Genomic DNA, 22,628 nt, shown 5'->3' on the forward strand with positions numbered 1-22,628 from the left:
TATCTTGTATTTGAATTCGATAAATGCTTCAGCGGCTGTCCAACCTGCATAAAAGATAAAGATAAAAACGAGAATACTTGTAGCAACTTTACTTGTTAAGATGTCTTTTAGCTTTTTCATTTTTAGCCCTCCAAATAAAACCTGTTACCTACGCCCTTATGGTAGCACTTTTTTGGGATTGTACAATATTAATTTTTTAATATTGCTATAAAAAGTCAAATAAAAAAGAGCTCCGTTCAAAGACGAGGCTCTTAGTAGATATCAATTTTTTACAAAGTCCATGGGTCTTGCAAAACGATGGTTTGTTCCCGGTCTGGACCAACAGAAACAGTCACAACTGGTACGCCAGTCAATTCGCTGATTCTCTTAACGAAGTTTTGCGCATTTTCTGGAAGATCTTCCCACTTCTTGGCAGAAGTAATGTCTTCTTCCCAAGCTGGCAATTCTTCGTAGATTGGCTGGCAAGCTTCAACTTCCTTCAAGTTGGCTGGGTAGTAGTCGATTTGTTCACCGTTCAAGTCGTAGGCTACGCAGACCTTGATCTTGTCAAAGCCGCTGAAGACGTCCAGCAGGTTCAAGCTCAAAGCGCTGATGCCGGCTACACGCTTTGCGTGACGCAGGGCAACTGAGTCAAACCAGCCAACCCGGCGTGGACGGCCAGTAACCGTACCGTATTCGTGGGCGATGTCTCTGATCTTGTCGCCAGTTTCGTTGTTCAATTCAGTTGGGAATGGACCAGCACCAACTCTAGTGGTGTAGGCCTTGCAGATCCCTAAGACCGTCTTGATCCGGTTGGCACCGATCCCGCTGCCGGAAGCAATCCCGCCGGAAACGGAGTTAGATGAGCTGACAAATGGGTAGGTACCTTGGTCAATGTCCAGCATGATCCCTTGAGCACCTTCAAAGAGGACCTTTTCGTCCTTGTCTAAAGCGTCGTTTACGTAAAGAGACGTGTCGCAAACGTACTTAGCGATGCGCTTGCCGTATTCAACGTACTTGTTGTAGATTTCGTCAAAGTCCATCGCTGGCTTGCCGTAAACCTTGGTGAACAGTGCGTTCTTGCTTTCCAAGTTGAAGCGCAATTTTTCAGCAAAAGTTTCTGGGTCGATCAAGTCGCAAACCCGGATGCCGATTCTAGAAGCCTTGTCCATGTAAGTTGGCCCGATCCCGTTCTTGGTCGTGCCGACCTTCAAGCTGCCCTTAGCTTCTTCTTCATAAGTGTCTTGCATTACGTGGTAAGGCATGATCACGTGCGCACGGTTTGAGATCTTTAAGTTGCTGGTGTCAATGCCGCTCTTTTCCAGGTTGTCTAATTCGCCTAAAAGGACTTCTGGGTTGATAACGACCCCGTTGCCGATTACGGCACCTAACTTAGCTGCGAAGATCCCGGAAGGGATGAGCCGCATCTTGAATTCCTTGCCATCAAAGTCGATGGTGTGGCCAGCGTTGTTACCACCGTTGGCGCGGACTGATAAGTCAGCGGTCGTTCCTAAAAAGTCAGTAATCTTACCTTTGCCTTCGTCGCCCCATTGGCTGCCGACAACTGCGATTGATGTCATTTTTTCACCTCAAAAAAATTTCGTTAAACTTACGTATGAAAGATTAGCATTTACGAGCCAATTAGTCAATAAAAATCCGAATAATATTTTTTAAATGTTCGTGAATCGTCCGAATAAGTCTTGACTTTTTATAAAAATGTAAGTAAAGTATCAAAGGTAATTTAGAAAAGGAGCTGGAAAAATGAGTAATTATTTCAGTATGGAAGCCTTTGACTATGATGATATTCAACTGGTTCCCAACAAAGCAATCGTAAAGTCCCGTAAGGAATGCGATACTAGCGTTAAGTTTGGAAACCGAACTTTTAAGATCCCAGTCGTTCCAGCCAACATGGCCAGCGTAATCGATGAAAACTTAGCTGTTTGGCTAGCAGAAAATGGCTATTACTATGTGATGCACCGTTTTGCTCCAGAAAAGCGGGCTGGTTTTATCAAGATGATGCACGAAAAGGGCCTTTTTGCCTCAATTTCCGTTGGCATTAAGGATGACGAATACGACTTTATCGACAGTCTGGTTAAGGAAAACTTGATCCCAGAATACACCACTATCGATGTGGCCCACGGTCATTCCGTTTACGTGATCAAGATGATCAAGTACATCAAGGAAAAGATGCCAGATACCTTTTTGACGGTCGGCAACGTGGCTACCCCAGAAGCTGTCCGGGAACTGGAAAATGCCGGCGCTGACGCTACCAAGGTGGGCGTTGGCCCAGGCAAGGCCTGCATCACCAAGCTCAAGACCGGTTTTGGTACGGGCGGCTGGCAGTTAGCTGCTTTAAGAATGTGCAGCAAGGTAGCCAGAAAGCCATTGATCGCTGACGGCGGCATCCGCCACAACGGTGACATCGCCAAGTCGGTCCGCTTCGGCGCTAGCATGGTCATGATCGGCTCCATGCTAGCCGGTCATGAAGAATCTCCTGGCAACATCATCAAGATTGACGGCAAGACCTATAAGCAATATTGGGGCTCAGCCAGTGAAGTGCAAAAGGGTGCTTACCGCAACGTTGAAGGCAAGCAGATGCTGGTGCCATACCGGGGCCACATCGCTGACACCTTGGAAGAGATGAAGGAAGACTTGCAGTCTTCAATTTCTTACGCCGGCGGCAAGGACCTAGAATCAATCAAGCGGGTTGACTACGTGATCGTCAAGAACACGATCATGAACGGCGACTATTAAGCCGAATAACATGAAAAAGGCAAAACTGAATAAACCGAAAATTGCTTCAAAAATTTTGAAGCAATTTTTTTCTGCGTTCGCTTGCAATTTCGAACTAACGTTCTAAAATAGAGTTATCGAAATTCGAACAAGTGTTCAAAATTCCAGAAATGTCAAGTGAGGGGGCAAAGACGATGTATGATTACCGCTATGAGCCGCACCGGCTGATTTTCATGATTGACAACAAGTCCTTTTTTGCCTCGTGTGAGGCCTTGCGACTGGGGCTGAACCCGATGCTGGTGCCGCTCGTCGTCTTGTCTCGGCCAGAAGCCGGAAAGAGTGCCTTGGTCATGGCGGCTTCTCCTGTGGCCAAGAGCAAGTACGGCTTAAAGAACGTTATGCGGGCCAAAGACCTGCCCAGCCGGCAAGAAGCACCAGATTTAATGATCGTCCAGCCGCACATGGCCTTATATATTGAAAAGAGCATGGCAGTGCGGGAGATTTTTAGAAAATATGCCGCTGATGAGGACATCTATGTTTACTCGATCGATGAAGCCATGATCGACATGACTGCTTCGTGGAAGCTGTTTGGCGAAGACCCTTATCTGGTGGCCCGAAAGATTCAAAAAGACATCCATGATGAACTGGGCTTGTATACAACCTGTGGGATTGGGGAAAATCCCTTGCTGGCTAAACTGGCCATGGACCTGTCGGCCAAGCACCGCAAGTCGATGATTGCCTACTGGCACTATATTGATGTCCCTGACACCATCTGGCAGGTCAAGAATCTAGAAGACGTGTGGAGCATCAACACCCGGACGGCGCGGAGGCTGGAAAGACTGGGCATCCATAACATGTACCAGCTGGCCCACAGCGATCCGGCTGTACTTCACAAGGAATTTGGTCTTTTGGGCGACCAGCTTTTTGCCATCAGCTGGGGGGTGGACCGGAGTATCATCAAAGAGCGCCGGCCTCATGGGAAAAGCTGCGGAAACTCACAGATCTTAGACCGGGACTATTTGGACCAGCGGCAGATCGAGATCGTGATTGAGGAATTAGCTGACCAAGTAGCCAGCCGGATTCGGGCCAAGGGACTCTTAGCTGGTCAGGTTCGTCTAGAAGTCGGCTATTCCTATTTAGAAGAAGAACGGGGCTTCACCAAGCAAGTCAAGATCACGCCTACCGATGTGTCTAAAGATTTGGTGGATTTCCTGTGGAGAATTTTTCGCCAAAACTGGCGCGGGCAAGCCGTCCGGCAATTGGGCGTGTCGTGCGGCTATTTGGCGCCAGCGACGGCCATGCAGCTGGACTTGTTTATTTCCCCGGAAGCAGCCGAGAAGAAGCGGCGTTTTGATCAGATTGTGGACCAAATCCGGAATAAATACGGCTTTGTCAGCTTAGTCCGGGCAGCCAGCCTCTTGCCGGGGGCAACGGCTATTCGCCGCAGCCGCCTGATTGGCGGGCACCAGGCATGAGTGCCTTTGACAAGCGGGTGGAGGACTTTTTCGCCCACTACCAAGACCGGGGGATGCTGAAGTGGGAAGGCTTTTTCCTAAGCGACCACCGCGAGCAGCTGGCCCGGGCGCGCAAAGCGGATGCCGCGCCGGCTTTTAAGCCGGTGGCGATGAGCCAAGAAGAGGCGGCTAATGCGCTATATCTTGCTTGCTTCAGTGACAAGCCGGTCAAGGTCGTCTTATGCCAGGTTGACAGCGAGGGCCACTTTAAGACGGTAACGGGGCCGGTTGCGGCTGACCAAGAAGGCGGGATCTTGATTGGTCAGCAAAAGCTGGATCTAGACGAGATCGTGCAGGTGATCGTGCTGTAGGCAAAAGAAAAAAGCTGCCAAGTGGCAGCTTCGATTTTCGCTAATCAATGAAAGTGCAGATTTGAATTATTCGTCTAATCCCTTTTTGCCCTTAAAGATCAGGTTCAAGAGAACTGAAGAGATGGAGGCAATCACGATCCCGTTTTCCAGGAACAGTTGAAGGGATGCAGGCAGGAATTGGAAGATGCTTGGGTAAACGGACACGCCCAGGCCCAGCCCCAAGGAAATGGCCACGATCAAGAGGTTGTGGTTGTCGTTAAAGTCAACCTTTAAGAGCATCTTGATCCCTTGCACGGCGATGGAAGAGAACATGACTACCATGGCCCCGCCCAAAACGGCAGTTGGCATGATGGTTACCAGGGCACCAACCTTTGGTAAGAGCCCCATGGCCATGAGGAGGCCGGCTGCCCAGTAGATTGGCCGCTTGGACCGGATGCCAGACAATTGGAGCAGACCCACGTTTTGGGAGAAGGTCGTGTATGGGAAAGTGTTGAAGAGGCCGCCGAAGATTTGGGCCAAGCCTTCAGCTCGGTAGCCGCGCTTTAAGTCATCTTCCGTAATTTCCTTGCCTAAGAGGTCGCCCAAGGCGAAGAAGACGCCAGTTGATTCCACCATGGAAACCAGGGCAATGATCATCATGGTTAAGCTGGATGACCATTCAAATTTTGGCATCCCGAAGTAGAAGAATTGCGGGAAGTGGAACCAGGCTGCTTGACTAACTGGAGCCAGGCTAACCATGCCCAGGCAGGCCGCTAAGAGGGTGCCGACGATCAGGCCAACCAAAACAGAGATGGAGGACAAGAAGCCCTTGGCAAAAGCCTGCAGAGCCACGATGACCAAGATGGTCACAAAGCCAACGATCAAGTTCTTGGGACTGCCGAAGTCCTTGGCCGTTGCCGTGCCCCCGCCCAGGTTTTGGATGCCGACGGGGATCAGGGTTAAGCCGATCGTGGTGATTAAAGTCCCGGTAACGACTGGCGGGAAGAGCTTTTTGATCTTGGAGAAGACCCCAGCGATCAAGAAGACGAAGATCCCGGCTACGATGATGGAGCCGTACATGGTGCCGACTGAATACTTTTGCCCGATCATTTCCAGTGGGGCCACGGCTTGGATAGCGCAGCCTAAAACGACTGGCAGGCCAATCCCGAAGTAGCGGTTCCGCATCAATTGGAGCAGAGTAGCCAACCCGCACATAAAGATGTCGATGGAAACCAGGTAAGTCAATTGTTCTGAGTTAAAGTGCAGGGCGTTCCCAATCAAGATTGGAACAGCAACTGCGCCAGAGTACATGGCTAACAGGTGCTGCAGGCCCAGTACAAAAGAACGTCCTTGTGATGGTTCTTGAGTTTGATCCATTTTTTAGTTTTTACTCCCACGTAAATCTTAGTTAAAGATAACTTTGCCGTCTTTGAATTCCTTGATGCTGGCCAGGGCTTCCAAGCGGTAGCCGTGGTCAAGCAGCCAGTCATGGCCGCCTTGGAAGGCTTTTTCAACGACAACGCCCACGCCAACGACTTCAGCGCCGGCTTGTTCAGCCAAAGAAATCAAGCCCTTGGCTGCTTCGCCGTTAGCCAAGAAGTCGTCGATCACCAAGATCTTGTCGTCTTTGTCCAAAAACTTGGCTTCAACGGAGATGGTGTTGGTCACGTGCTTGGTGTAAGAGAAGACTTCCGCGGTGTAGACATCGTCGGTCACCGTAGATGGCTTCTTTTTTCTGGCAAAGACCATCGGCACGCCCAAGCAGTAGGCAGCCATGATCCCGGGAGCAATCCCGCTGGCTTCTGCCGTCAAGACGCGGGTGACGCCAGCGTCTTTAAAGAGGCGGGCAAATTCTTCACCCAAAGTCATCATTAATTGGGGGTCGATTTGGTGGTTGAGGAAGGAATTAACCTTTAAAACGTCCCCAGGTAAAACAACGCCATCTTTTTCAATGCGTTCTTCTAAAAGCTTCATGTTACTCCTTATGAACAAATAAACGATAAAAGCAAAAAAGCTTCTTTTACCAAGTAGAATTAGGTAAAAGAAGCTATGGCAATCTCAAATATTGTCGAACAGACTTCTAGTACCTATAGTCCGGGATTTACGGCCCCGGGTAGAGACTGCTGACCATATTACAGCGATATATAGATAAGATCATTTGTTAAGTTATTGCTAAATATTACAGCAAAAACCGAATTAAATCAAATATATTTGTTAGAAAATTGCTAATTTCGCCTGTAAATAAGCAATTGATTAAAAAAATAAGCGAAAGATTCGTTTTTTGTTGACCTCGACCGGAAAAACGTGTAAAGTTGTTTAATTAAAAGTATCAGAGTTTTTTGAAAGGATGAAATCATGTCTTTGTGGGAAACCAAATTTGCTAAAGAAGGTATTACTTTTGACGATGTGCTCTTAATTCCAGCCGAAAGTCACGTTTTGCCAAACGAAGTTGATCTGTCAACGCAATTAGCCGACAACCTGAAGTTGAACATTCCGATCGTTTCTGCCGGGATGGACACTGTAACTGAAGGCAAGATGGCTGCTGCCATGGCTAAGATGGGCGGCTTGGGGGTTATCCACAAGAACCTTTCAATCAAGGCACAAGCTGACGAAGTAAGACTGGCTAAGAACACCCCAGTTACTGAAGCTGACACTCACGCAGCCGTTGACAAGGACGGCAAGCTCTTGGTAGCTGCTGCTGTCGGCGTTACTAGCGACACCTTTGAAAGAGCAGAAGCTTTGTTTGAAGCTGGCGCTGATGCCATCGTAATCGACACGGCTCACGGCCACTCAGCCGGCGTTTTGCGCAAGATCAAGGAAATCCGCGACCACTTCCCAAAGAACACCTTGATTGCTGGTAACGTGGCTACTGGCGAAGGCACTCGTGCCTTGTTTGAAGCCGGCGTTGACGTTGTTAAGGTTGGGATTGGGCCAGGCTCAATCTGCACTACGAGAGTCGTTGCCGGTGTCGGCGTACCACAATTGACTGCGATTTACGACGCAGCTGACGTTGCCAAGGAATTCGGCAAGCCAATCATCGCTGACGGTGGGATCAAGTACTCCGGTGACGTGGTCAAGGCATTGGCAGCCGGCGGCAACGCCGTAATGCTGGGCTCCATGCTGTCAGGTACTGAAGAAGCACCTGGCGACGTCCAACAAGGTGCTGATGGCCGCTTGGTTAAGTCATACCGCGGCATGGGATCAGTTGGTGCGATGTCACAACAACACGGCTCAAGTGACCGTTACTTCCAAGGCGGCATTAACGAAGCCAACAAGCTGGTTCCAGAAGGCATCGAAGCTGTTGTTTCCTACAAGGGCTCAGTTAACAACGTTGTTTACCAAATCTTGGGCGGTTTGCGTTCAGGTATGGGCTACTGCGGTGCTGAAAACATCCAAAAGCTGATTGACACTGCACAATTTGTCCGCATTTCAAACGCTGGTCTGCGCGAATCTCACCCACACGACGTCATGATGAGCAAGGCAGCACCTAACTACGGAGGGATCGACTTCTAATGGCCAAGATTGACTTAAGCAACTTTGACAAAATCATCGTATTGGACTTCGGCAGCCAATACAACCAATTGATTACTCGCCGGATTCGTGACTTTGGCATTTACTCCGAACTTTTGCCACATACCATTACCGCTGATGAAGTAAAGAAGATTGCCCCTAAGGGGATTATCTTCTCTGGTGGTCCAAACTCCGTTTATGACGAAAACGCGCTGGACGTGGACCCAGAAATTTTTGAATTGGGGATTCCAATTTTGGGCATCTGCTACGGGATGCAGCTGATGACCAAGGAACTGGGCGGCAAGGTCGAAAAGGCAGAAGACGCTGAATACGGCAGTGCTGAAATCGAAGTTAAGGATCCAGAAGCCTTGATCTACAAGAGCTTGCCAGCAAAGCAAGTTGTTTGGATGAGCCACGGCGACTTGGTAACCGAAGTGCCAGCAGGCTTCAAGGTTTTGGCTTCAAGCCACAACTGTCCAATCGCTTCTATGGCTGACCCAAGCCGCAAGTTCTACGCTATTCAGTTCCATGCAGAAGTGCGCAACTCTGAATACGGCTTGGACATCCTGCGCCGCTTTGCCTTTGACGTTTGCGGCGCTGAAGCCAACTGGACCATGGATGACTTTATTGACTTGTCAGTTCAAAGCATCCGTGAAGAAGTAGGCGACAGCAACGTTATCTTGGGGATCTCCGGCGGGGTTGACTCTAGCGTTACTGCAACCCTTTTGCACAAGGCCATCGGCAGCCAATTGACGGCGATCTTCGTTGACCACGGTCTTTTGAGAAAGAACGAAAGCGAAGAAGTTATGGCTGCTTTGAAGGAAGGTCTGGGCGTCAACATCGTGAGAGTTGATGCTAAGGACCGCTTCATGAAGAAGCTGGCTGGCGTTACTGACCCAGAAAAGAAGCGGAAGATCATCGGTAACGAATTCGTACAAGTCTTCAACGATGAAGCTAAGAAGATCAAGAACGCTAAGTTCTTGGCTCAAGGGACCTTGTACACTGACGTTATCGAATCAGGTACCGACACGGCCCACACCATCAAGAGTCACCACAATGTTGGGGGCTTGCCAGAAGACCTGCAATTTAAGCTGATCGAACCACTCCGTCAATTGTTTAAGGACGAAGTTCGCGTCTTGGGCGAAAAGCTGGGCTTGCCACACGACTTGGTATGGCGTCAGCCATTCCCAGGCCCAGGTTTAGCAATCCGGGTAATTGGCGAAATTACGGAAGAAAAGCTGCGGATCGTGCGCGATGCTGACGCCATCTTGCGGGAAGAAATCAAGAACGCTGGTCTGCAAGAAAGCATCTGGCAATACTTCGTTGCCTTGCCAGGAATGCGCAGCGTTGGGGTCATGGGCGACGGTCGGACTTACGACTACGCAGTCTGCATCCGGGCGGTGACGTCCATCGACGGGATGACTGCTGACTTTGCTCAGATTCCATGGGATGTTTTGCAAAAGATCTCAGTACGGATCGTCAACGAAGTCAAGCAGGTTAACCGCGTACTCTACGATGTGACGAGTAAGCCACCTGCAACGATCGAATACGAATAAGATATAAAAGAACTCGCTTTGGCGAGTTCTTTTTTGCCTTAGCGAGGGGAGACTCCCTCAAAGGTTGCTAGCCATGGGGATTTTAGGCAAGTGATTCCCTCAAAAGTTGCTAGCCATGGGGATTTTTGGCAAGTGACTCCCTCAAGCGTTGCTAGCCATGGCGATTTTTGGCGAGTGCTTCCCCCTGACGTAGTTAGCCACGGCGATTTTCGGCGAGTGCTTCCCCCTGACGTAGTTAGCCACGGCAATTTTAGGTAATTAATTCCCCCAAACGTAGTTAGCCAAAGACTTTTTGACAAGGGAATAACTAAGGTGAGATAATCGGTGGTATTAAAAGCACTGGAGGCGGGAAAATGATCGAAATTCGGGATGCAAAGCTGGAAGACAGCCAACGGCTGGTCGAGATTTACAACTACTACATTGAGAAAACGGCGATTACCTTTGAAACTGAGCCGGTAACGGCTGCGGACTTTGAAGCGCGGATGGCCAAGACGATGGAGACCTATCCGTACCTGGTGATCGTCAAAGATGGCGAGGTCGCCGGCTATGCCTACGCGGGGCCGTTTAACCCGCGAGAAGCCTACCAGTGGTCCTGCGAGATGACCATTTACCTGGATTCTAGCCAGCGCGGCGGAGGTTTTGGCAAAAAGCTGTACCTGGCCATGGAAGAGGCTCTGCGGAAGATGGGGATTTGCAATCTGTATGCCTGCATCGCCTATCCGCAAAAAGCTGACGAGTACCTGACGACCAATAGTGCCGACTACCATGCCCATCTGGGCTACCGGCAGGTAGGGCGGTTCCACTCCTGTGCTAACAAGTTTGGTCGCTGGTACGACATGATCTGGATGGAAAAGGAACTGACCGATCACCAGAGCTTGCCTGAATTTGTGCCTTATCCAGAAGTCAAAAATAAATAGGAACAAACAGAATAAAGACGAAAGACTTTTAGCAAAATGCTAGAAGTCTTTTTTGGTTTAAGAAGGAAAAATACTATGGTGATAGGTAAAATGCAATCATTATTATAATCTAGCCCTGCCATACCATTACGTTTCGATTATATTAAAACAGAAATAGTCTTCACTATTTGTTATAGTCAATTATTAAGTGATTGATAATATTTTACGGACTAGTGATTGAAGCCGTGGCTAAAAAGATGCTTATAAGGCATTCTGCTTTGATAATTGCAAAAATGTTCAAAAATATCAAATAACCACTATGAAATGGCTATGTATCAAGCTTTCGTGAAGGCGAAAGGGCGGTGAGCCTGAATGTCATAGCTCCAGTCTATAGACAATCATCTATACAATCTAGAACACCACTGCGACAGCAATATTTGTTGATTCGTGATTTTCATAATCAAAAAGTAATAAAAATCGGTGAAAATCTATCGACAAACGGTAATAAAGCGTCTATAATCATAAGTGTAAAGATAAGGAACGAGTAATACTTATCATTGTGTAGATATAGAGGTACTATTATGAAAAAGACGATTTTAACGCTGGCAGCATTTGCAGCATTCCTTGGCTTAGCAGCAACGCCAGCTCCTGTTTCAGCAAAGGCCTCAACTACTAAGACTGTAACCCGGACGATCAAGGTTTACCGTCCTAGCCACTACACAACTGTTAAACAAGTCGCTGTTTTAAGAAAGAGCGGCAAGAAGTGGGGCACGGCTACTTGGAAGGCTTACAAGGCTCCTAAGCAAGCTGGCTACAAGGCAAGTACTTCAACTGTTAAGGCAGCTAAGGTAACTTCTAAGACCAAGAACAAGACGGTTAAGATCACCTACAAGGCTGTTAAGAGTACTAAGAAGACCGCTGTTAAGGCAACTTCAACTGACAGCCAACTGCAACTGCGTCAAGCAGCTTTGAGCGTAGTTAACAGCTTCCGTGCTAAGGCAGGCGTTAAGGCCGTACGTCTTAACGCCAAGTACAACGCCGTTTTGGACAAGCGTGCTACTGCTAAGGCAAAGCAATACGTAACTACTGGGACTTACGACCACTCTGGCTACGAAAGTCTCCCAACTTACCTGAACACTTACCCAATCGTTCACGGCAAGGTTTACTACCACGGCGGTGAAACTCTTCACGCTTGCTACTACGACGCTAATACTGGCAACGCCACTAGCGCAATGGCATCCGCAATCACGAGCACCTTCACCGAAAACATGCAAGACGAAAAGAACGACTACCAAGCAATCGTTGTTAAGAAGACCAGAAAGAACATCACCAACATCAGCGGGACTTACGAACACTACACCATGATGGTTGATGGTGGCAACCACCAAGCCTACATCGGCGTTGGCCACTACGGCACTGGCGCTAACGCAATGGTTTGCATCGTAATCGAATTCCACAACTAAGAGATAAAAAATGGCACTTCCAACAGGAAGTGCCATTTTTGTATTTTTTACTTGTCAAAGTAAGCTGCTTTGTTGACCTTGAAGTAGCGCTCGTAGTCCTTGTAGTAGTTGTGGTACATATGCTTCATCAGCAGCCATCTCTTGGGGCTGAAGTCCTTCTTGTAAAAGACGGTCGTCCCGTAGCGCTTGTCATTTAAGAGGGCCATGGCCGCCATCTTGGCATCTGAGTCAACGGCGTACTTTTCAAAAATCTTGGGCGGAACCCCCAGCCAGAGGCGGTGGGTTTGCGGATTCTTGTTGCCATAGACGGTTTCCTTGTCCTTCAAGGAGTCCTCTACGTAGTCATCGATGTACCACTTGGCCAGGTTGTAGCCGTTCAAGGTGACGTAGAAGCTGGAGCGGCCTTGGCGGAGGTTGATCTCAAAGAACTTGTACTGGCCATCACGGCTATCGTACTTGATGTCGAAGTTGGCCATGCCGGTGTAGTTAATTTTTTCCAAAAAAGCCTTAACCGCGTTGTAGAGCTGTTGGTCATAGTCCGGCGTGATCACCATGTAGTTGCCGATGGCGATGGGGTCTGGGTCTTCCAAGAGCGGGTGGCCCAGGCACATCATCTTGACCTGGTGGTTTTTATCCACATAAGCGTTCAGGACCCGCATGTTGGAGTCATCGCCCGGGATGAAGTCTTGGAGGATCAGGTCTTCTTTATAGCCGTTAGTGTAGATCTTGCCCACGATGTCCTTAAATTCGGCTAGGTCCTTGATGACAAAAGCCTTTTTCCGTCCTTCAAATTGGACATCCAGCCAGGAGACTGGGTCTTCTGGCTTTAAGGCAACCGGGAAGGCGAAAGGCACATCCGCGTAAGATCCATCTTGGTAGTCGGCCATGGTGATGATCTTGGTCTTAGGGTACGGCAAGCCGTATTCTTCGCAGACTTCGTAAAAGCCTTCTTTAGAGATCAGCTTTTTCAAAAGGCTGTAGTCGATATAAGGCACGATGAAGGCCTCTTCCAATTCTTTCTTGTGCTTGGCCAAGAGCTCAGAATAGCCGTCCCCGCAGGAGATCAGGATTACCGGTTCTTCGTGGTTCTTGTATTCCTTGATCTTCTCCCGCATGACCTTGATGAATTCTGGGTCTTCGCTAAAGCCGGGGTGCTGCTCAATATTGACGATCTTGGAGTAGCGGGTGGGAGCCAGGGTGCTGGCAGCCAGGGCTGTGACCTTGATGCCGTAAGCTTCGTTAAAGGAGCGCGCCATCCCGTACACGTTGATGTCGCTGCCTAACAGGATTGGGGTAAATTTTTGCATTGTTTTGCCAGGTTTCTATCTTAAATTTGAATCTAAAAAAGTCCTTTCCTATAATAGCACCTTTAAAAACAAATGCTATAAGGGAAGGACTTTTTTTAGGCTTTTGCCTGTTTCTTTTTGGCATAAAAGTGGTGGGCCAGGTAGCAGAGACCCACGAATGGCACAGTAGCGTACAAGGCTACCCGCTGGGAGGGGTCAAACCAGATGAGAAGGCATGAGGCCAGGCTGGCGATAAAGGCAAACCACGGGGTGAAGGGGTACCAAGGCGTCTTGAACTTCAACTCGCTGACGCTGTGGCCCTCAGCCAGCCACTTTTTTCTAAAGCTGATCTGGCATAGAGCGATGGCCATCCAGACGAAGACCACGGCCAGGCCGGAAATGGAGACCAGGACCAGGTAGATGGTGTCGGCGGCGTAAACGCTGGTTAAAAGCGAGAAGACCCCGCCCAGCATGCTGACAACGAGGGAGATGGCCGGGATGCCCCGTTTGTTGGTTTTGGCGAAGGCAACCGGGATGGTGCCTTCGTTGCCTAGGGACCAGAGCATTCTGGTTGAAGCGTACAGGCCGGAGTTGCCGGCGGAGATGATGGCCGTCAAGACGACGAAGTTCATGATGTCGCTAGCGTAGGGGATGCCCATCTGCTTGAAGATGTGGACAAAAGGACTCTCGGTTACGCCAGCTTGCTTGTAAGGGATCAGGCAGGCCATGACGAAGATGGAGCCGATGAAGAAGATGATCAAGCGCCACAAGGTGGTGTGAATGGCCTTGGGCAGGGTCTTTTCTGGATTTTTAGCTTCTCCAGCCGTGATTCCGATTAATTCCGTCCCGGAAAAGGCGAAGTTGACCGTGAGCATGGTGGTGAAGACGCCGCCAAAGCCGGTCGGGAACCAGCCATCCTTGGTCAAGTTGGCCAAGCCTGGCGCATGCTGGTAGCCCTTCATGGGGATCAGGCCAATAATGGCTAGAGAGCCCAAAATGATGAAGGCCACGATCGCCGCTACCTTAATGGCCGCAAACCAGAACTCGCTTTCCGCAAAGACCTTGACTGAGAAGTAGTTGGATAAAAAGATCAGGATCATGAAGACTAGGCTCCAGACCCAGACCGGGACCGCCGGGAACCACTTTTGCATAATGATCCCGGAAGCCGTAAATTCACTGCCAAGAGCGATGGTCCAGGTCAGCCAGTAGAGGATGGCCACGGTAAAACCGGTAGCGGGGCTGAGCAGATTTTTGGCATAGACGTGGAAAGAGCCGGTGTAAGGCATCGCCACGGACAATTCGCCTAGACAGAGCATGACCGCGTAGACCAGGATGGCCCCGAAGAAGTAGGCGATGATGGTGCCAATCGGGCCAGCTTGCTTGATGGTGTAGCCTGAGCTGAGGAAAAGCCCCGTCCCGATCACGCCCCCTAAGGAGATCATCTGGATGTGGCGGGCCTCCATCTTCCGCTCGAGGTGTTCAACTTTTTCTTGATTAGCCATGAAATACCTCTTTAAATTTGATTAGTTTTTGATTAAAATAAGGACTATTACAGGATAGCACAAACTAGAGGTGAAAACTATGACGAACTTGCTTGATAAACTAACGAAACCCGTGATTTTGGATGGATCCATGTCAACGCCTCTAGAGGCCATGGGCGAAGAAACCAATTCTGACCTGTGGACGGCCAAGGCCCTAGTTGATCACCCGGGCCGGGTCTACCAGGTCCACTATGACTACTTTAAAGCTGGCGCCCGGATTACCATCACCGACAGCTACCAGGCCAGCTTGCCCGCTTTTGCAAAATATGGCTATAGCGAGCAACAGGCCCGGTATCTGATTAAAAAGTCGGCTGAAATCGCCATTCAGGCCCGAGACGACTACGAACAAGCAACCGGGGTCCACAACTATGTGGCGGGTTCGGTCGGCCCTTACGGGGCTTATTTGGCTGATGGGAATGAATACCGGGGCGACTACCACTTGACTCCAGAAGAATACATGGACTTTCACGCACCGCGGATTGACGAGCTAGTGCAGGGCGGGGTCGACTGCTTGGCTATCGAAACCCAGCCCAAGCTAGAAGAAGTCTTGGCCATTTTGGACTATGTGCAAAAGACCTATCCAACTTTAGACGTTTATGTCAGCTTTTCCTTAAAGGATCCCCAGACCATCAGCGAGGGGACGCCGCTAACTGAGGCTGCTCAAGCCGTGCAGGCTTATCCGCAGGTTTTCGCAACTGGGGTCAACTGCATGAAGCTGAAGTGGACGGTTGATGCCATCAAGACCTTAAAGGGGGTAACGGATAAGATTATCGTTTACCCCAATTCCGGTGCTGAATACGACCCGCAAGTGAAAAAGTGGGTCTACCCACCAGATGCTCCGGACTTTGGCCAGGCAGGCCCTGACTGGGTCAAGGCCGGAGCTACCATCGTTGGTGGCTGCTGCACGGTCATGCCAGCCGACATTCAAAAGCTGGCCGAAGCCGTTAAAAAAGAAACTGACTAGTCAAGAAAAGAACAACTAGTGACAAATAGAAAGAAGCAGACAAATGGCAGTAGACTTAGTAAAAGATTTTTTCCAAGATACGGATGTTGACGTAATTGAGCTTCCTGAATCATCGGCAACGGTGGCCCTGGCCGCTCAAGCCTTAAATACGGAACCTGACCAGATCGCCAAGACTTTGTCATATTTGGTTAACGACCAGCCAATCTTGATCGTGATGGCTGGGGAAGCCCGGACCGACAACCGCAAGTATAAGGACACCTTCCACAAGAAGGCCAAGATGATTCCTTTTGACCAGGTTGAAGACTACATCGGCCACGCGCCAGGCGGGGTGTGTCCTTTTGGCGTGAAAGACAATGTTAAGGTCTACTTGGACCAATCCTTGAAGCGGCATGAAACGGTCTTTCCAGCCGCTGGCAGTGAAAACAGCGCAGTCAAGCTGACTATCCCGCAGCTGGAAAAGTACTCTGGCTACGAGGCTTGGGTGGACGTGACCAAGACGGCGGAATAGGCAATAAACAATCTCAGAGAAACAAAAAATGCGAACCAGCCGGTTCGCATTCTCTGTGATGTGAAAAATTACACTTAACAACAATAACAATTTACTGAAGATAAAGTCGAAGGTTTGGTGTGACCCTCAACCTAATCGTAATTTTCTCATATCTATGATAATACTTTCATTTTCTTTCGTAAAGCCCTAAGGCAAGATTTTTCTTGAAGATGGTCCGGGCAACTTTTCTCCGGCAAAAAATGTTAAAATTAAGCGTTAGGCGCAAAACAAATCAGTAAAAGGAAGTATTCGCATGAGGATGGACTTAGGGCTAAAAATTAAGAAGATCAACGACTTGATGTACAAGTTTGGCAACCAAGAGCTGAAGAAAATCGATCTGACTTTTTCCCAATTCCACGCGTTGGTCTACCTAGAGCATTGCGAAAATGGCGAAGCCACGCTCAAGCAGCTGGAAGCCCACTTCAAGGTGGCCCAGGCGACCATGGCCGGAATCATTAGCCGATTGGAATGCAAGGGCTACGTTAAAGGACACTTGGCCGAAAACGATAAAAGGGTCAAGGTGGTGGCGCTGACGCCAGAAGGAAAGACTTTTTGCGAAAAGGCCAAAGTGGGCCTGCACCGCTTCCACCACCGGCTAGAAGGCTTGTATACGCCAGAAGAGCTGGAGCAATTTAATGACTACTTGGACCGCCTGTATCAAGAGCTGCTGGAGGACCAAGATCCTGCTGGCAAGAATGAGGACGAATAATGACTAATAAGAAAATTTTGCTGTTATCAACGGGGGGCACGATTGCCTCTGTCGCTTCTGAAGAAGGCCTCATTCCGGGCCAGTCGGGGGCTGAGTTGCTCCACACCCTGGGCGGGTTGCCTTATGACGTAACCGCCAAGGATATTTTGGCTCTTGACTCAACCAACATCCAGCCAGAAGAGTGGGCTTTTATCGCGGAAAAAATCTACGAACTGAGAAAGGGCTTTGACGGTATCGTTGTTTCCCACGGGACCGACACCATGGCTTATACGGCGTCCATGCTGACTTTCATGCTGCAGGGGATCGACCTGCCGGTGGTCTTGACCGGGAGCCAGGTGCCCATGCAGGCCATCTTGAGCGACGCTCCAGACAACCTGCGGGTGGCCTTTGCAGCGGCAGCGACTTGCAAGCCCGGGATCTACATTGCTTTTAACCGGCAGATCATGCGGGGATGCCGCTGCGTCAAGATCAGAACGACAGGCTTTGACGCCTTCAAGAGCATCAACGTGGATCCGGTGGCCATGGTGACCAGCGACGGGATTGACATCAAGCACAAGGACTTTGAATACGTGCCAAGTGAACACGGCATCTGCGTCTTAAACACCAAGGTAGAAAGTCATGTGGCCATGGTTAAGCTCTTCCCAGGCTTTGACCCAGCCATCTTGCAGGCCATGGTCGACAGCGGCGTAAAGGGGATCGTGATTGAGGCCTACGGTCTTGGCGGGATCAACTACATGCGGCGGAACATGGTCAAGGCGATCGGCGAGCTGGTTAAGCGAGGCGTGCCGGTTGTTGCCTGCTCCCAGTGTCTTTATGAGCGAACGGACCTGACCAAGTACGAGGTCGGCCGGGCCGCCATGCTGGAAGGGGCCATCAGCGGCCGGGACATGACCAGTGAAAGTGCCGTGACCAAACTCATGTGGGCCCTGGGTCAGGGGATGGACTTAGACGAAGTTAAGGCCTTTTTCAACAAGGATATCGCCGGCGAGGTTACGATCAGCAAGTAATTTTTTAAAAAAGCAACCTACAATCTACCTGGAGGAAGAGGAAAAAGATGGCAAGTAAAGGAAAAGTAAATTTGACGGATAATAAGGCGATCGAGTCTACCAAGGGCTTCTTCGGTGAATTCAAGGCCTTCATTTCCAAGGGCAACGTGATGGACATGGCCGTTGGTATCATCATTGGTGGTGCCTTCACCAGCATCGTTAAGTCCTTGGTTAAGGACATCATCAGCCCGCTCTTGGGTTTGGTCGGCGGGATGAACTTTGACCAGTTCTCCTTGAAATTTGCTGGGATTACCCTGGCTTACGGGAAATTTTTGACGGCGACGATCAACTTCTTGCTGATGGCCTTCGTCTTGTTCTTGATCGTGAAGGCTTTTAACAAGGCTAGCTCCATTGTGAAAAAAGACGAAGCAGAAGAAGAGGCAGCTGAAACTAAGACCTGTCCTTTCTGCAAGAGCGAGATCAACATCGAAGCCACTCGTTGCCCAATGTGCACGTCAGAATTGGCTAAGTAAGAAAAATAGCTCTAGCCCAAAAGGGACTAGAGCTATTTTCATATCTACTATTTTGCGTCCAATTAATTGAATTATCGTCCAAAATCGCTTAAAATTGGACGATAAATGATAAATTGGACGATAATTGGACGATAAACAATGAAAACTTTTGACTACACTAAACTTGCTAACCAATCCTGGCCGATGGAAATTGTCAATTTGGTGGCCAAGATTCATGAATATAAAGGGCGACAAGACCTCTTTATTCGGCAAAAGCCAGTGGAACTGACTCGGCTGGTTGAGATTGCCAAAATTCAAAGTACTGAGTCTTCTAACAAAATCGAAGGGATTGTCACAACTAGTACCCGGATGAGGCAACTAATGGACGATAAGACTACTCCGAGAAACCGCGATGAAGATGAAATCATGGGTTACCGGGATGTGTTGAATACGATTCATGAGAGCTACGACTACATTAAAATTACTCCAGCCTACATCCTGCAGCTGCACAAAAATCTTTTCCGCAGATCCGGGGTATCTTATGGTGGTCACTTTAAGAGCGTTCAAAATTACATCAATGAAACTCTGCCGAATGGCGAAAATGTAACGCTATTTACGCCGATTCCGCCATATGATACGCCGCAAGCCATCGATAATCTGTGCCAGGCTTATGAACAGGCCCTGGCACAGGAAAAAGTTGATCCCTTAATCTTAATCCCCGTATTCATCTGTGACTTTCTCTGCATCCACCCCTTTAATGATGGCAATGGTCGGATGAGCCGGCTTTTGACCTTACTTTTGCTCTATCAAAACGGCTATAACGTTGGGAAGTATATCAGTATTGAAAAGAAGATTGAAGAAACCAAGGATGTCTATTATGAGGTCTTGCAGAGAATCGATCTAGGCTGGTATGAAGGCAAAAATGATCCAGTTCCGTTTATCAAGTACTTACTACAGGTAATTTTGGCCTGCTACATCGACTTTGAAGACCGGGTCGGACTGATGAGTGAAGATGCGCCAAGCAATGCATACGAAATTGTCAAAGCATATGCGGCTGAACAACTGGGCAAATTCACAAGCAGAGATGCCTTGATCCACTGTCCAAGTCTCAGTCGGTCCTCAATTGCGACCGCTTTGCGTAAGTTAACCGAAGAAGGTTACTTAGTTAAAAAGGGTGCCGGACGGGGAACCTACTATCTGAGAAATGATGGTGAATAATAAAAAAGCTTAGTCAATGACTAAGCTTTTTACTTGCCAGAAATGAAAAATACCAAAATATCAAGAATAACCGAAATTACATAGAAAATAACGGTAAAAGTACATTTTAATGTCTTACGATCAGATAAGAAAGACAGGCTGTCTAAATAGGCATAGAAGATTGCTGCGCCGAGCCAGTCGATGAAGAAGACTGAGGATCCTGAGATCCATAAGAGACTAACGGCAGTGAGGATGCTAGCAAGGATCGAAAACCAAAATAGACAAATCGATTTTTTTGTTGGAAAGTATCTGTTCATTATTGATATCTCCACCGAATCATAAAACTTACTAAATCTTGATAATCACATCAATATTGGTAAGTTTTTCTGATATTCCTTTCTAGTTAAATCTATGGGTAGATTCAACTTGGCAAAAGAAATCAGATTTTTAACCTTTTGAAGTTAAGGTCAGTGAGTACGGTTGGCTGTCAAACAACGCCAAATGGCATTATCCAATAGCTTTTTATCTGCCTCACTGGAAACTTTTAGCATGGCAGCCTTGAAGGCATCTTGCCTGCTAAAAAGCAGGCAAGCATATCGTGATGCCTCCTCGAAGCAGTCAAGCTGTGATTTTAATACCCCGAACTAAGTTCGTTAAAGCTGACTGCTCTTACATGCTAGAGCCTTCAACTTTGTAGTATTACGTGGCTTATGCTTCTTTTATCCGACTGTCAAGAATCTCCTTAACTCGCTTGTAAGGCGTGTAAAGCGTGATTTCTTTGTCAGTTAATCTACTCAATATATTTTTTGCAGCGGCGGTATTTGCATTCATCTCGCCGCATTTCTTGCACCTGGTGAGTTCATGATGACTGCCGTATCTTTCCTCAAAATGCTGCCCGCAAATTGGACAGTACTGAGAAGTATATGCCGGGTTGACATCATGAGTTTCAATCGAATTCTTGCTTGAAAGATATACAATGCGATCATCTAATTGACCCTTAGTCCATGAATTCAAGCGCTTGCGCATCTTTCTTGCGAATCTGCTGTTGTCTGATTTGACGCCTTTTTCTTTTACAAACGTCAAGTCTTCCTTGGCAATAACCGCCGGATGCTCAGTCTCGATCATTCTGTTTATCGCATAGTTGATAAAGCTGCTGATAGTTTCTTGCGCTGAGCGGTAGCTCTTGCCATACGACTTTCTGCCGATATTGTTCTGCTCCAGATTCTTAAGCTTGCCAAGCAGTTTTCTTTTCTTCTTTAAAGCAGTCTTAGACAAAGCTTTGTTTGCCTTCTCCAGTTGCTCAAGCTGCTGATTGAGCTGCCAGCGCAAACTCATATAAGGCTGCCGATTTGCGTTTCTCTTGCCGTATTTGTCAACGATGGCATTGGCAAGCTTGCTGAAGTTTTTACCATATTCATTGCCGCTGCTGCAGGAAAGCAGGGTGGCAAGCCCCTTGTCAATGCCGATCGCCTTCTTTGAATCGCTGCTGTAGCGTTTGCTATAGATCAGCTTATGAACTTCGAGGCGCTGCTTGATGCGGTCAAGCACCACTGTGATATCGCCGGTGCGTGGATAACTCCACGGGCTGGTCATCTCTACAGAAAACTGCTTTCTAGGCAGGTCTGAACTGAATGAAAAAGTATTTCCTTCAAATGCCCAATTCAAATCACACTTCATACTAGAGCCAAGCTTGCCCGACTTGCGTGCCCGATAGTGGTAGCGGTAAGTAATCCGGCGCAGGTAGCTATACGCTTGCTTGATTTCCTTATCCGTTAGCTTAGCTTCTATTTCAGTTAAAGCCTCAGCGTATTCTTCTGGCAGCTCAATTGGCTTGTAAAGAAGAACGGCTTGCCATGCGCTCTTAAATTTTAAGGTAAAGAACAAAAGGTGACGCTGATCTGCAGAAAGATTTTCATTTGCTTGGATCAGCTTCTTCAAACGGTTAGCCAGATTTGACCACATGCTTTTTATGTTAGCGCATGCTTCACGGAGAGCACCAACCCAATGCTTGGTCTGAAAGTTATAGACTGTTTCCAGCTTGCCTTTTGAGCCTTTAACCGGCTTGTCCAACTTGCGAACTTGGTTGCGCAGAGCCTGCCAGTTATTAACCGCTAGCATTGATTTGATGCCACAGTAGCGGTTCAAAAAGGAATGCCGGCACCTGCCGTATCTTTCAAAGAAGTCTGACATTCTGGCAAATTCTTCATCGCTTAACTTTTTGGAGTAGACTTTAATCGTCTTGGGCTGAGTCTTTGTCACTGTCTGCTTGATTGAAGAGCTTTTTACTTTCTTGGATGACTCTTGCATTTTGATGCGACCTCTTTCCATACAGCTTAGCTGAGAAAACAGTGATTATAGATAAAACATCTTCCACAAGTTCTGAATTCGGATCAACGTTGTCTGTCTGATTGATGACAACCAAGTCAACGTCGTTTGCCTGGCAGATTGTCTCAATCATTTCAAAGCCAAAACGAACAAGTCGATCTTGGTAATTTACCACGACTCGTTCGCACTGCTTCTTGCAGATCATATTGATCAGCTCTGTCAAGCCCTTTTTCTTATAGTTGAGACCAGATCCAATGTCTTGAATGATCTTAAACTGATAGCCATTGACTTCACAATATCTGGATACTACGTCTTTCTGCCTTTGGAGGTCTTCTTTTTGATGACCAGAAGAAACCCGGCAATAGCCGATGGTCAGCAGCTTCTTAGGCTTGGCAGCTTTCACATTTCCTTGCAAAACTTCATCTAGCATTTCTTTAGTATAGCGACGTTGATTGGAGGCGGTTCTAAGCGGCGTAATCAGTCCCTCAGCTTCCCAATTGCGGAGAGTTGACTTGGCAACATTAAGATATTCAGCTGCTTTTGATATGGACATGTATTCGCTCATTATTTCTTCCTTCCAATCTTTTGATACCGGAATCATATCATGAATTGGCAAGAAA

The 22,628-nt window shown here is 48.2% G+C and carries 20 protein-coding genes and 1 riboswitch; of the genes, 13 read left to right on the forward strand and 7 right to left on the reverse strand.

The features are described from left to right. Positions 1-269 precede the first annotated feature (269 nt). Complete coding sequence (locus ACI4WN_RS01850; RefSeq protein ID WP_279189896.1) at positions 270-1,559, reverse strand: adenylosuccinate synthase; 1,290 nt, start codon at positions 1,557-1,559, stop codon at positions 270-272. A gap of 181 nt (positions 1,560-1,740) precedes the next feature. On the opposite strand from ACI4WN_RS01850, the gene ACI4WN_RS01855 reads away from it, so the two are divergent. The 3 genes from ACI4WN_RS01855 (at position 1,741) to ACI4WN_RS01865 (ending at position 4,537) form a co-directional block, all read left to right on the forward strand. Beyond that, entirely contained in the window at positions 1,741-2,733 is a 993-nt protein-coding gene (locus ACI4WN_RS01855) for a GMP reductase (RefSeq protein ID WP_439776733.1), read from the forward strand. A 173-nt stretch (positions 2,734-2,906) separates the two neighbouring features. Beyond that, a complete protein-coding gene (locus ACI4WN_RS01860) occupies positions 2,907-4,187 on the forward strand; it encodes a DinB/UmuC family translesion DNA polymerase (RefSeq protein ID WP_439776734.1) in 1,281 nt (426 codons plus the stop codon). Beyond that, on the forward strand, positions 4,184-4,537 hold the full coding sequence (locus ACI4WN_RS01865; protein ID WP_439776735.1) for a hypothetical protein: 354 nt from the start codon (positions 4,184-4,186) through the stop codon (positions 4,535-4,537). Before ACI4WN_RS01860 ends, ACI4WN_RS01865 begins: the two co-directional genes overlap by 4 nt. Before the next feature lie 66 nt (positions 4,538-4,603). Here the strand turns inward: ACI4WN_RS01865 and ACI4WN_RS01870 are convergent, their stop codons facing one another. Both ACI4WN_RS01870 and ACI4WN_RS01875 read right to left on the reverse strand, forming a co-directional pair. Next, complete coding sequence (locus ACI4WN_RS01870; RefSeq protein WP_439776736.1) at positions 4,604-5,893, reverse strand: nucleobase:cation symporter-2 family protein; 1,290 nt, start codon at positions 5,891-5,893, stop codon at positions 4,604-4,606. A 27-nt stretch (positions 5,894-5,920) separates the two neighbouring features. Then, entirely contained in the window at positions 5,921-6,490 is a 570-nt protein-coding gene (locus ACI4WN_RS01875) for a xanthine phosphoribosyltransferase (protein WP_154486245.1), read from the reverse strand. 96 nt (positions 6,491-6,586) lie between these two features. Beyond that, positions 6,587-6,684: riboswitch (purine riboswitch) on the reverse strand. 187 nt (positions 6,685-6,871) lie between these two features. On the opposite strand from ACI4WN_RS01875, the gene guaB reads away from it, so the two are divergent. The 4 genes from guaB (at position 6,872) to ACI4WN_RS01895 (ending at position 11,941) form a co-directional block, all read left to right on the forward strand. After that, positions 6,872-8,029, forward strand: coding sequence for an IMP dehydrogenase (guaB, locus tag ACI4WN_RS01880; protein ID WP_439776737.1), 1,158 nt, complete (start codon positions 6,872-6,874; stop codon positions 8,027-8,029). Next, positions 8,029-9,582 (forward strand): glutamine-hydrolyzing GMP synthase, encoded by a 1,554-nt coding sequence (gene guaA, locus ACI4WN_RS01885; RefSeq protein ID WP_439776738.1) that lies wholly within the window; start codon positions 8,029-8,031, stop codon positions 9,580-9,582. The genes guaB and guaA overlap by 1 nt, the downstream gene beginning before the upstream one ends. A 353-nt stretch (positions 9,583-9,935) precedes the next feature. Next, positions 9,936-10,499 (forward strand): GNAT family N-acetyltransferase, encoded by a 564-nt coding sequence (locus ACI4WN_RS01890; protein ID WP_439776739.1) that lies wholly within the window; start codon positions 9,936-9,938, stop codon positions 10,497-10,499. 560 nt (positions 10,500-11,059) lie between these two features. Further along, on the forward strand, positions 11,060-11,941 hold the full coding sequence (locus ACI4WN_RS01895; RefSeq protein ID WP_439776740.1) for a CAP domain-containing protein: 882 nt from the start codon (positions 11,060-11,062) through the stop codon (positions 11,939-11,941). A 47-nt stretch (positions 11,942-11,988) separates the two neighbouring features. Here the strand turns inward: ACI4WN_RS01895 and ACI4WN_RS01900 are convergent, their stop codons facing one another. Together ACI4WN_RS01900 and ACI4WN_RS01905 are read right to left on the reverse strand one after the other, a co-directional pair. Next, on the reverse strand, positions 11,989-13,248 hold the full coding sequence (locus tag ACI4WN_RS01900) for a carboxylate--amine ligase (protein WP_439776741.1): 1,260 nt from the start codon (positions 13,246-13,248) through the stop codon (positions 11,989-11,991). A gap of 95 nt (positions 13,249-13,343) precedes the next feature. Then, entirely contained in the window at positions 13,344-14,729 is a 1,386-nt protein-coding gene (locus tag ACI4WN_RS01905) for an amino acid permease (protein WP_439776742.1), read from the reverse strand. Between the two features lie 79 nt (positions 14,730-14,808). Between ACI4WN_RS01905 and mmuM the strand changes: the two genes are divergently transcribed. The 6 genes from mmuM (at position 14,809) to ACI4WN_RS01935 (ending at position 19,704) form a co-directional block, all read left to right on the forward strand. Then, the gene (mmuM, locus tag ACI4WN_RS01910; RefSeq protein ID WP_439776743.1) at positions 14,809-15,732 is read left to right on the forward strand and encodes a homocysteine S-methyltransferase; all 924 of its coding nucleotides are present in this window, start codon (positions 14,809-14,811) and stop codon (positions 15,730-15,732) included. 43 nt (positions 15,733-15,775) lie between these two features. Beyond that, positions 15,776-16,240: a YbaK/EbsC family protein gene (locus ACI4WN_RS01915; RefSeq protein ID WP_439776744.1), complete on the forward strand. Its 465-nt coding sequence runs from the start codon at positions 15,776-15,778 to the stop codon at positions 16,238-16,240. A 298-nt stretch (positions 16,241-16,538) separates the two neighbouring features. Next, complete coding sequence (locus ACI4WN_RS01920) at positions 16,539-16,988, forward strand: MarR family winged helix-turn-helix transcriptional regulator (protein ID WP_439776765.1); 450 nt, start codon at positions 16,539-16,541, stop codon at positions 16,986-16,988. Then, a complete protein-coding gene (locus ACI4WN_RS01925; RefSeq protein WP_439776745.1) occupies positions 16,988-17,995 on the forward strand; it encodes an asparaginase in 1,008 nt (335 codons plus the stop codon). Before ACI4WN_RS01920 ends, ACI4WN_RS01925 begins: the two co-directional genes overlap by 1 nt. Before the next feature lie 47 nt (positions 17,996-18,042). Beyond that, entirely contained in the window at positions 18,043-18,507 is a 465-nt protein-coding gene (gene mscL / locus ACI4WN_RS01930; RefSeq protein WP_279189324.1) for a large conductance mechanosensitive channel protein MscL, read from the forward strand. Positions 18,508-18,645: 138 nt separating this feature from the next. Then, positions 18,646-19,704, forward strand: a complete 1,059-nt coding sequence (locus ACI4WN_RS01935; protein ID WP_439776746.1) for a Fic family protein — start codon at positions 18,646-18,648, stop codon at positions 19,702-19,704. Between the two features lie 687 nt (positions 19,705-20,391). On the opposite strand, the gene ACI4WN_RS01940 is transcribed toward ACI4WN_RS01935, so the two are convergent. After that, positions 20,392-21,990, reverse strand: a complete 1,599-nt coding sequence (locus ACI4WN_RS01940) for an RNA-guided endonuclease TnpB family protein (protein WP_439776747.1) — start codon at positions 21,988-21,990, stop codon at positions 20,392-20,394. Next, a complete protein-coding gene (locus ACI4WN_RS01945) occupies positions 21,914-22,573 on the reverse strand; it encodes an IS607 family transposase (RefSeq protein ID WP_009557375.1) in 660 nt (219 codons plus the stop codon). Before ACI4WN_RS01945 ends, ACI4WN_RS01940 begins: the two co-directional genes overlap by 77 nt. Positions 22,574-22,628: the final 55 nt, after the last annotated feature.

Source organism: Lactobacillus sp., from assembly GCF_051893255.1.
Classification (GTDB): Bacteria; Bacillota; Bacilli; order Lactobacillales; family Lactobacillaceae; genus Lactobacillus.

Bases quoted from the DNA above. Each gene is read 5' to 3' on its own strand.
- ACI4WN_RS01940 (WP_439776747.1), bottom strand. From the start codon at position 21,990: ATGCAAGAGTCATCCAAGAAAGTAAAAAGCTCTTCAATCAAGCAGACA.
- ACI4WN_RS01915 (WP_439776744.1), top strand. From the start codon at position 15,776: ATGGCAGTAGACTTAGTAAAAGATTTTTTCCAAGATACGGATGTTGAC.
- ACI4WN_RS01890 (WP_439776739.1), top strand. From the start codon at position 9,936: ATGATCGAAATTCGGGATGCAAAGCTGGAAGACAGCCAACGGCTGGTC.
- mscL (WP_279189324.1), top strand. From the start codon at position 18,043: ATGGCAAGTAAAGGAAAAGTAAATTTGACGGATAATAAGGCGATCGAG.
- ACI4WN_RS01850 (WP_279189896.1), bottom strand. From the start codon at position 1,559: ATGACATCAATCGCAGTTGTCGGCAGCCAATGGGGCGACGAAGGCAAA.
- ACI4WN_RS01905 (WP_439776742.1), bottom strand. From the start codon at position 14,729: ATGGCTAATCAAGAAAAAGTTGAACACCTCGAGCGGAAGATGGAGGCC.
- ACI4WN_RS01855 (WP_439776733.1), top strand. From the start codon at position 1,741: ATGAGTAATTATTTCAGTATGGAAGCCTTTGACTATGATGATATTCAA.
- ACI4WN_RS01945 (WP_009557375.1), bottom strand. From the start codon at position 22,573: ATGAGCGAATACATGTCCATATCAAAAGCAGCTGAATATCTTAATGTT.
- ACI4WN_RS01870 (WP_439776736.1), bottom strand. From the start codon at position 5,893: ATGGATCAAACTCAAGAACCATCACAAGGACGTTCTTTTGTACTGGGC.
- ACI4WN_RS01875 (WP_154486245.1), bottom strand. From the start codon at position 6,490: ATGAAGCTTTTAGAAGAACGCATTGAAAAAGATGGCGTTGTTTTACCT.
- ACI4WN_RS01865 (WP_439776735.1), top strand. From the start codon at position 4,184: ATGAGTGCCTTTGACAAGCGGGTGGAGGACTTTTTCGCCCACTACCAA.
- ACI4WN_RS01925 (WP_439776745.1), top strand. From the start codon at position 16,988: ATGACTAATAAGAAAATTTTGCTGTTATCAACGGGGGGCACGATTGCC.
- ACI4WN_RS01895 (WP_439776740.1), top strand. From the start codon at position 11,060: ATGAAAAAGACGATTTTAACGCTGGCAGCATTTGCAGCATTCCTTGGC.
- guaA (WP_439776738.1), top strand. From the start codon at position 8,029: ATGGCCAAGATTGACTTAAGCAACTTTGACAAAATCATCGTATTGGAC.
- guaB (WP_439776737.1), top strand. From the start codon at position 6,872: ATGTCTTTGTGGGAAACCAAATTTGCTAAAGAAGGTATTACTTTTGAC.
- ACI4WN_RS01860 (WP_439776734.1), top strand. From the start codon at position 2,907: ATGTATGATTACCGCTATGAGCCGCACCGGCTGATTTTCATGATTGAC.
- ACI4WN_RS01935 (WP_439776746.1), top strand. From the start codon at position 18,646: ATGAAAACTTTTGACTACACTAAACTTGCTAACCAATCCTGGCCGATG.
- mmuM (WP_439776743.1), top strand. From the start codon at position 14,809: ATGACGAACTTGCTTGATAAACTAACGAAACCCGTGATTTTGGATGGA.
- ACI4WN_RS01920 (WP_439776765.1), top strand. From the start codon at position 16,539: ATGGACTTAGGGCTAAAAATTAAGAAGATCAACGACTTGATGTACAAG.
- ACI4WN_RS01900 (WP_439776741.1), bottom strand. From the start codon at position 13,248: ATGCAAAAATTTACCCCAATCCTGTTAGGCAGCGACATCAACGTGTAC.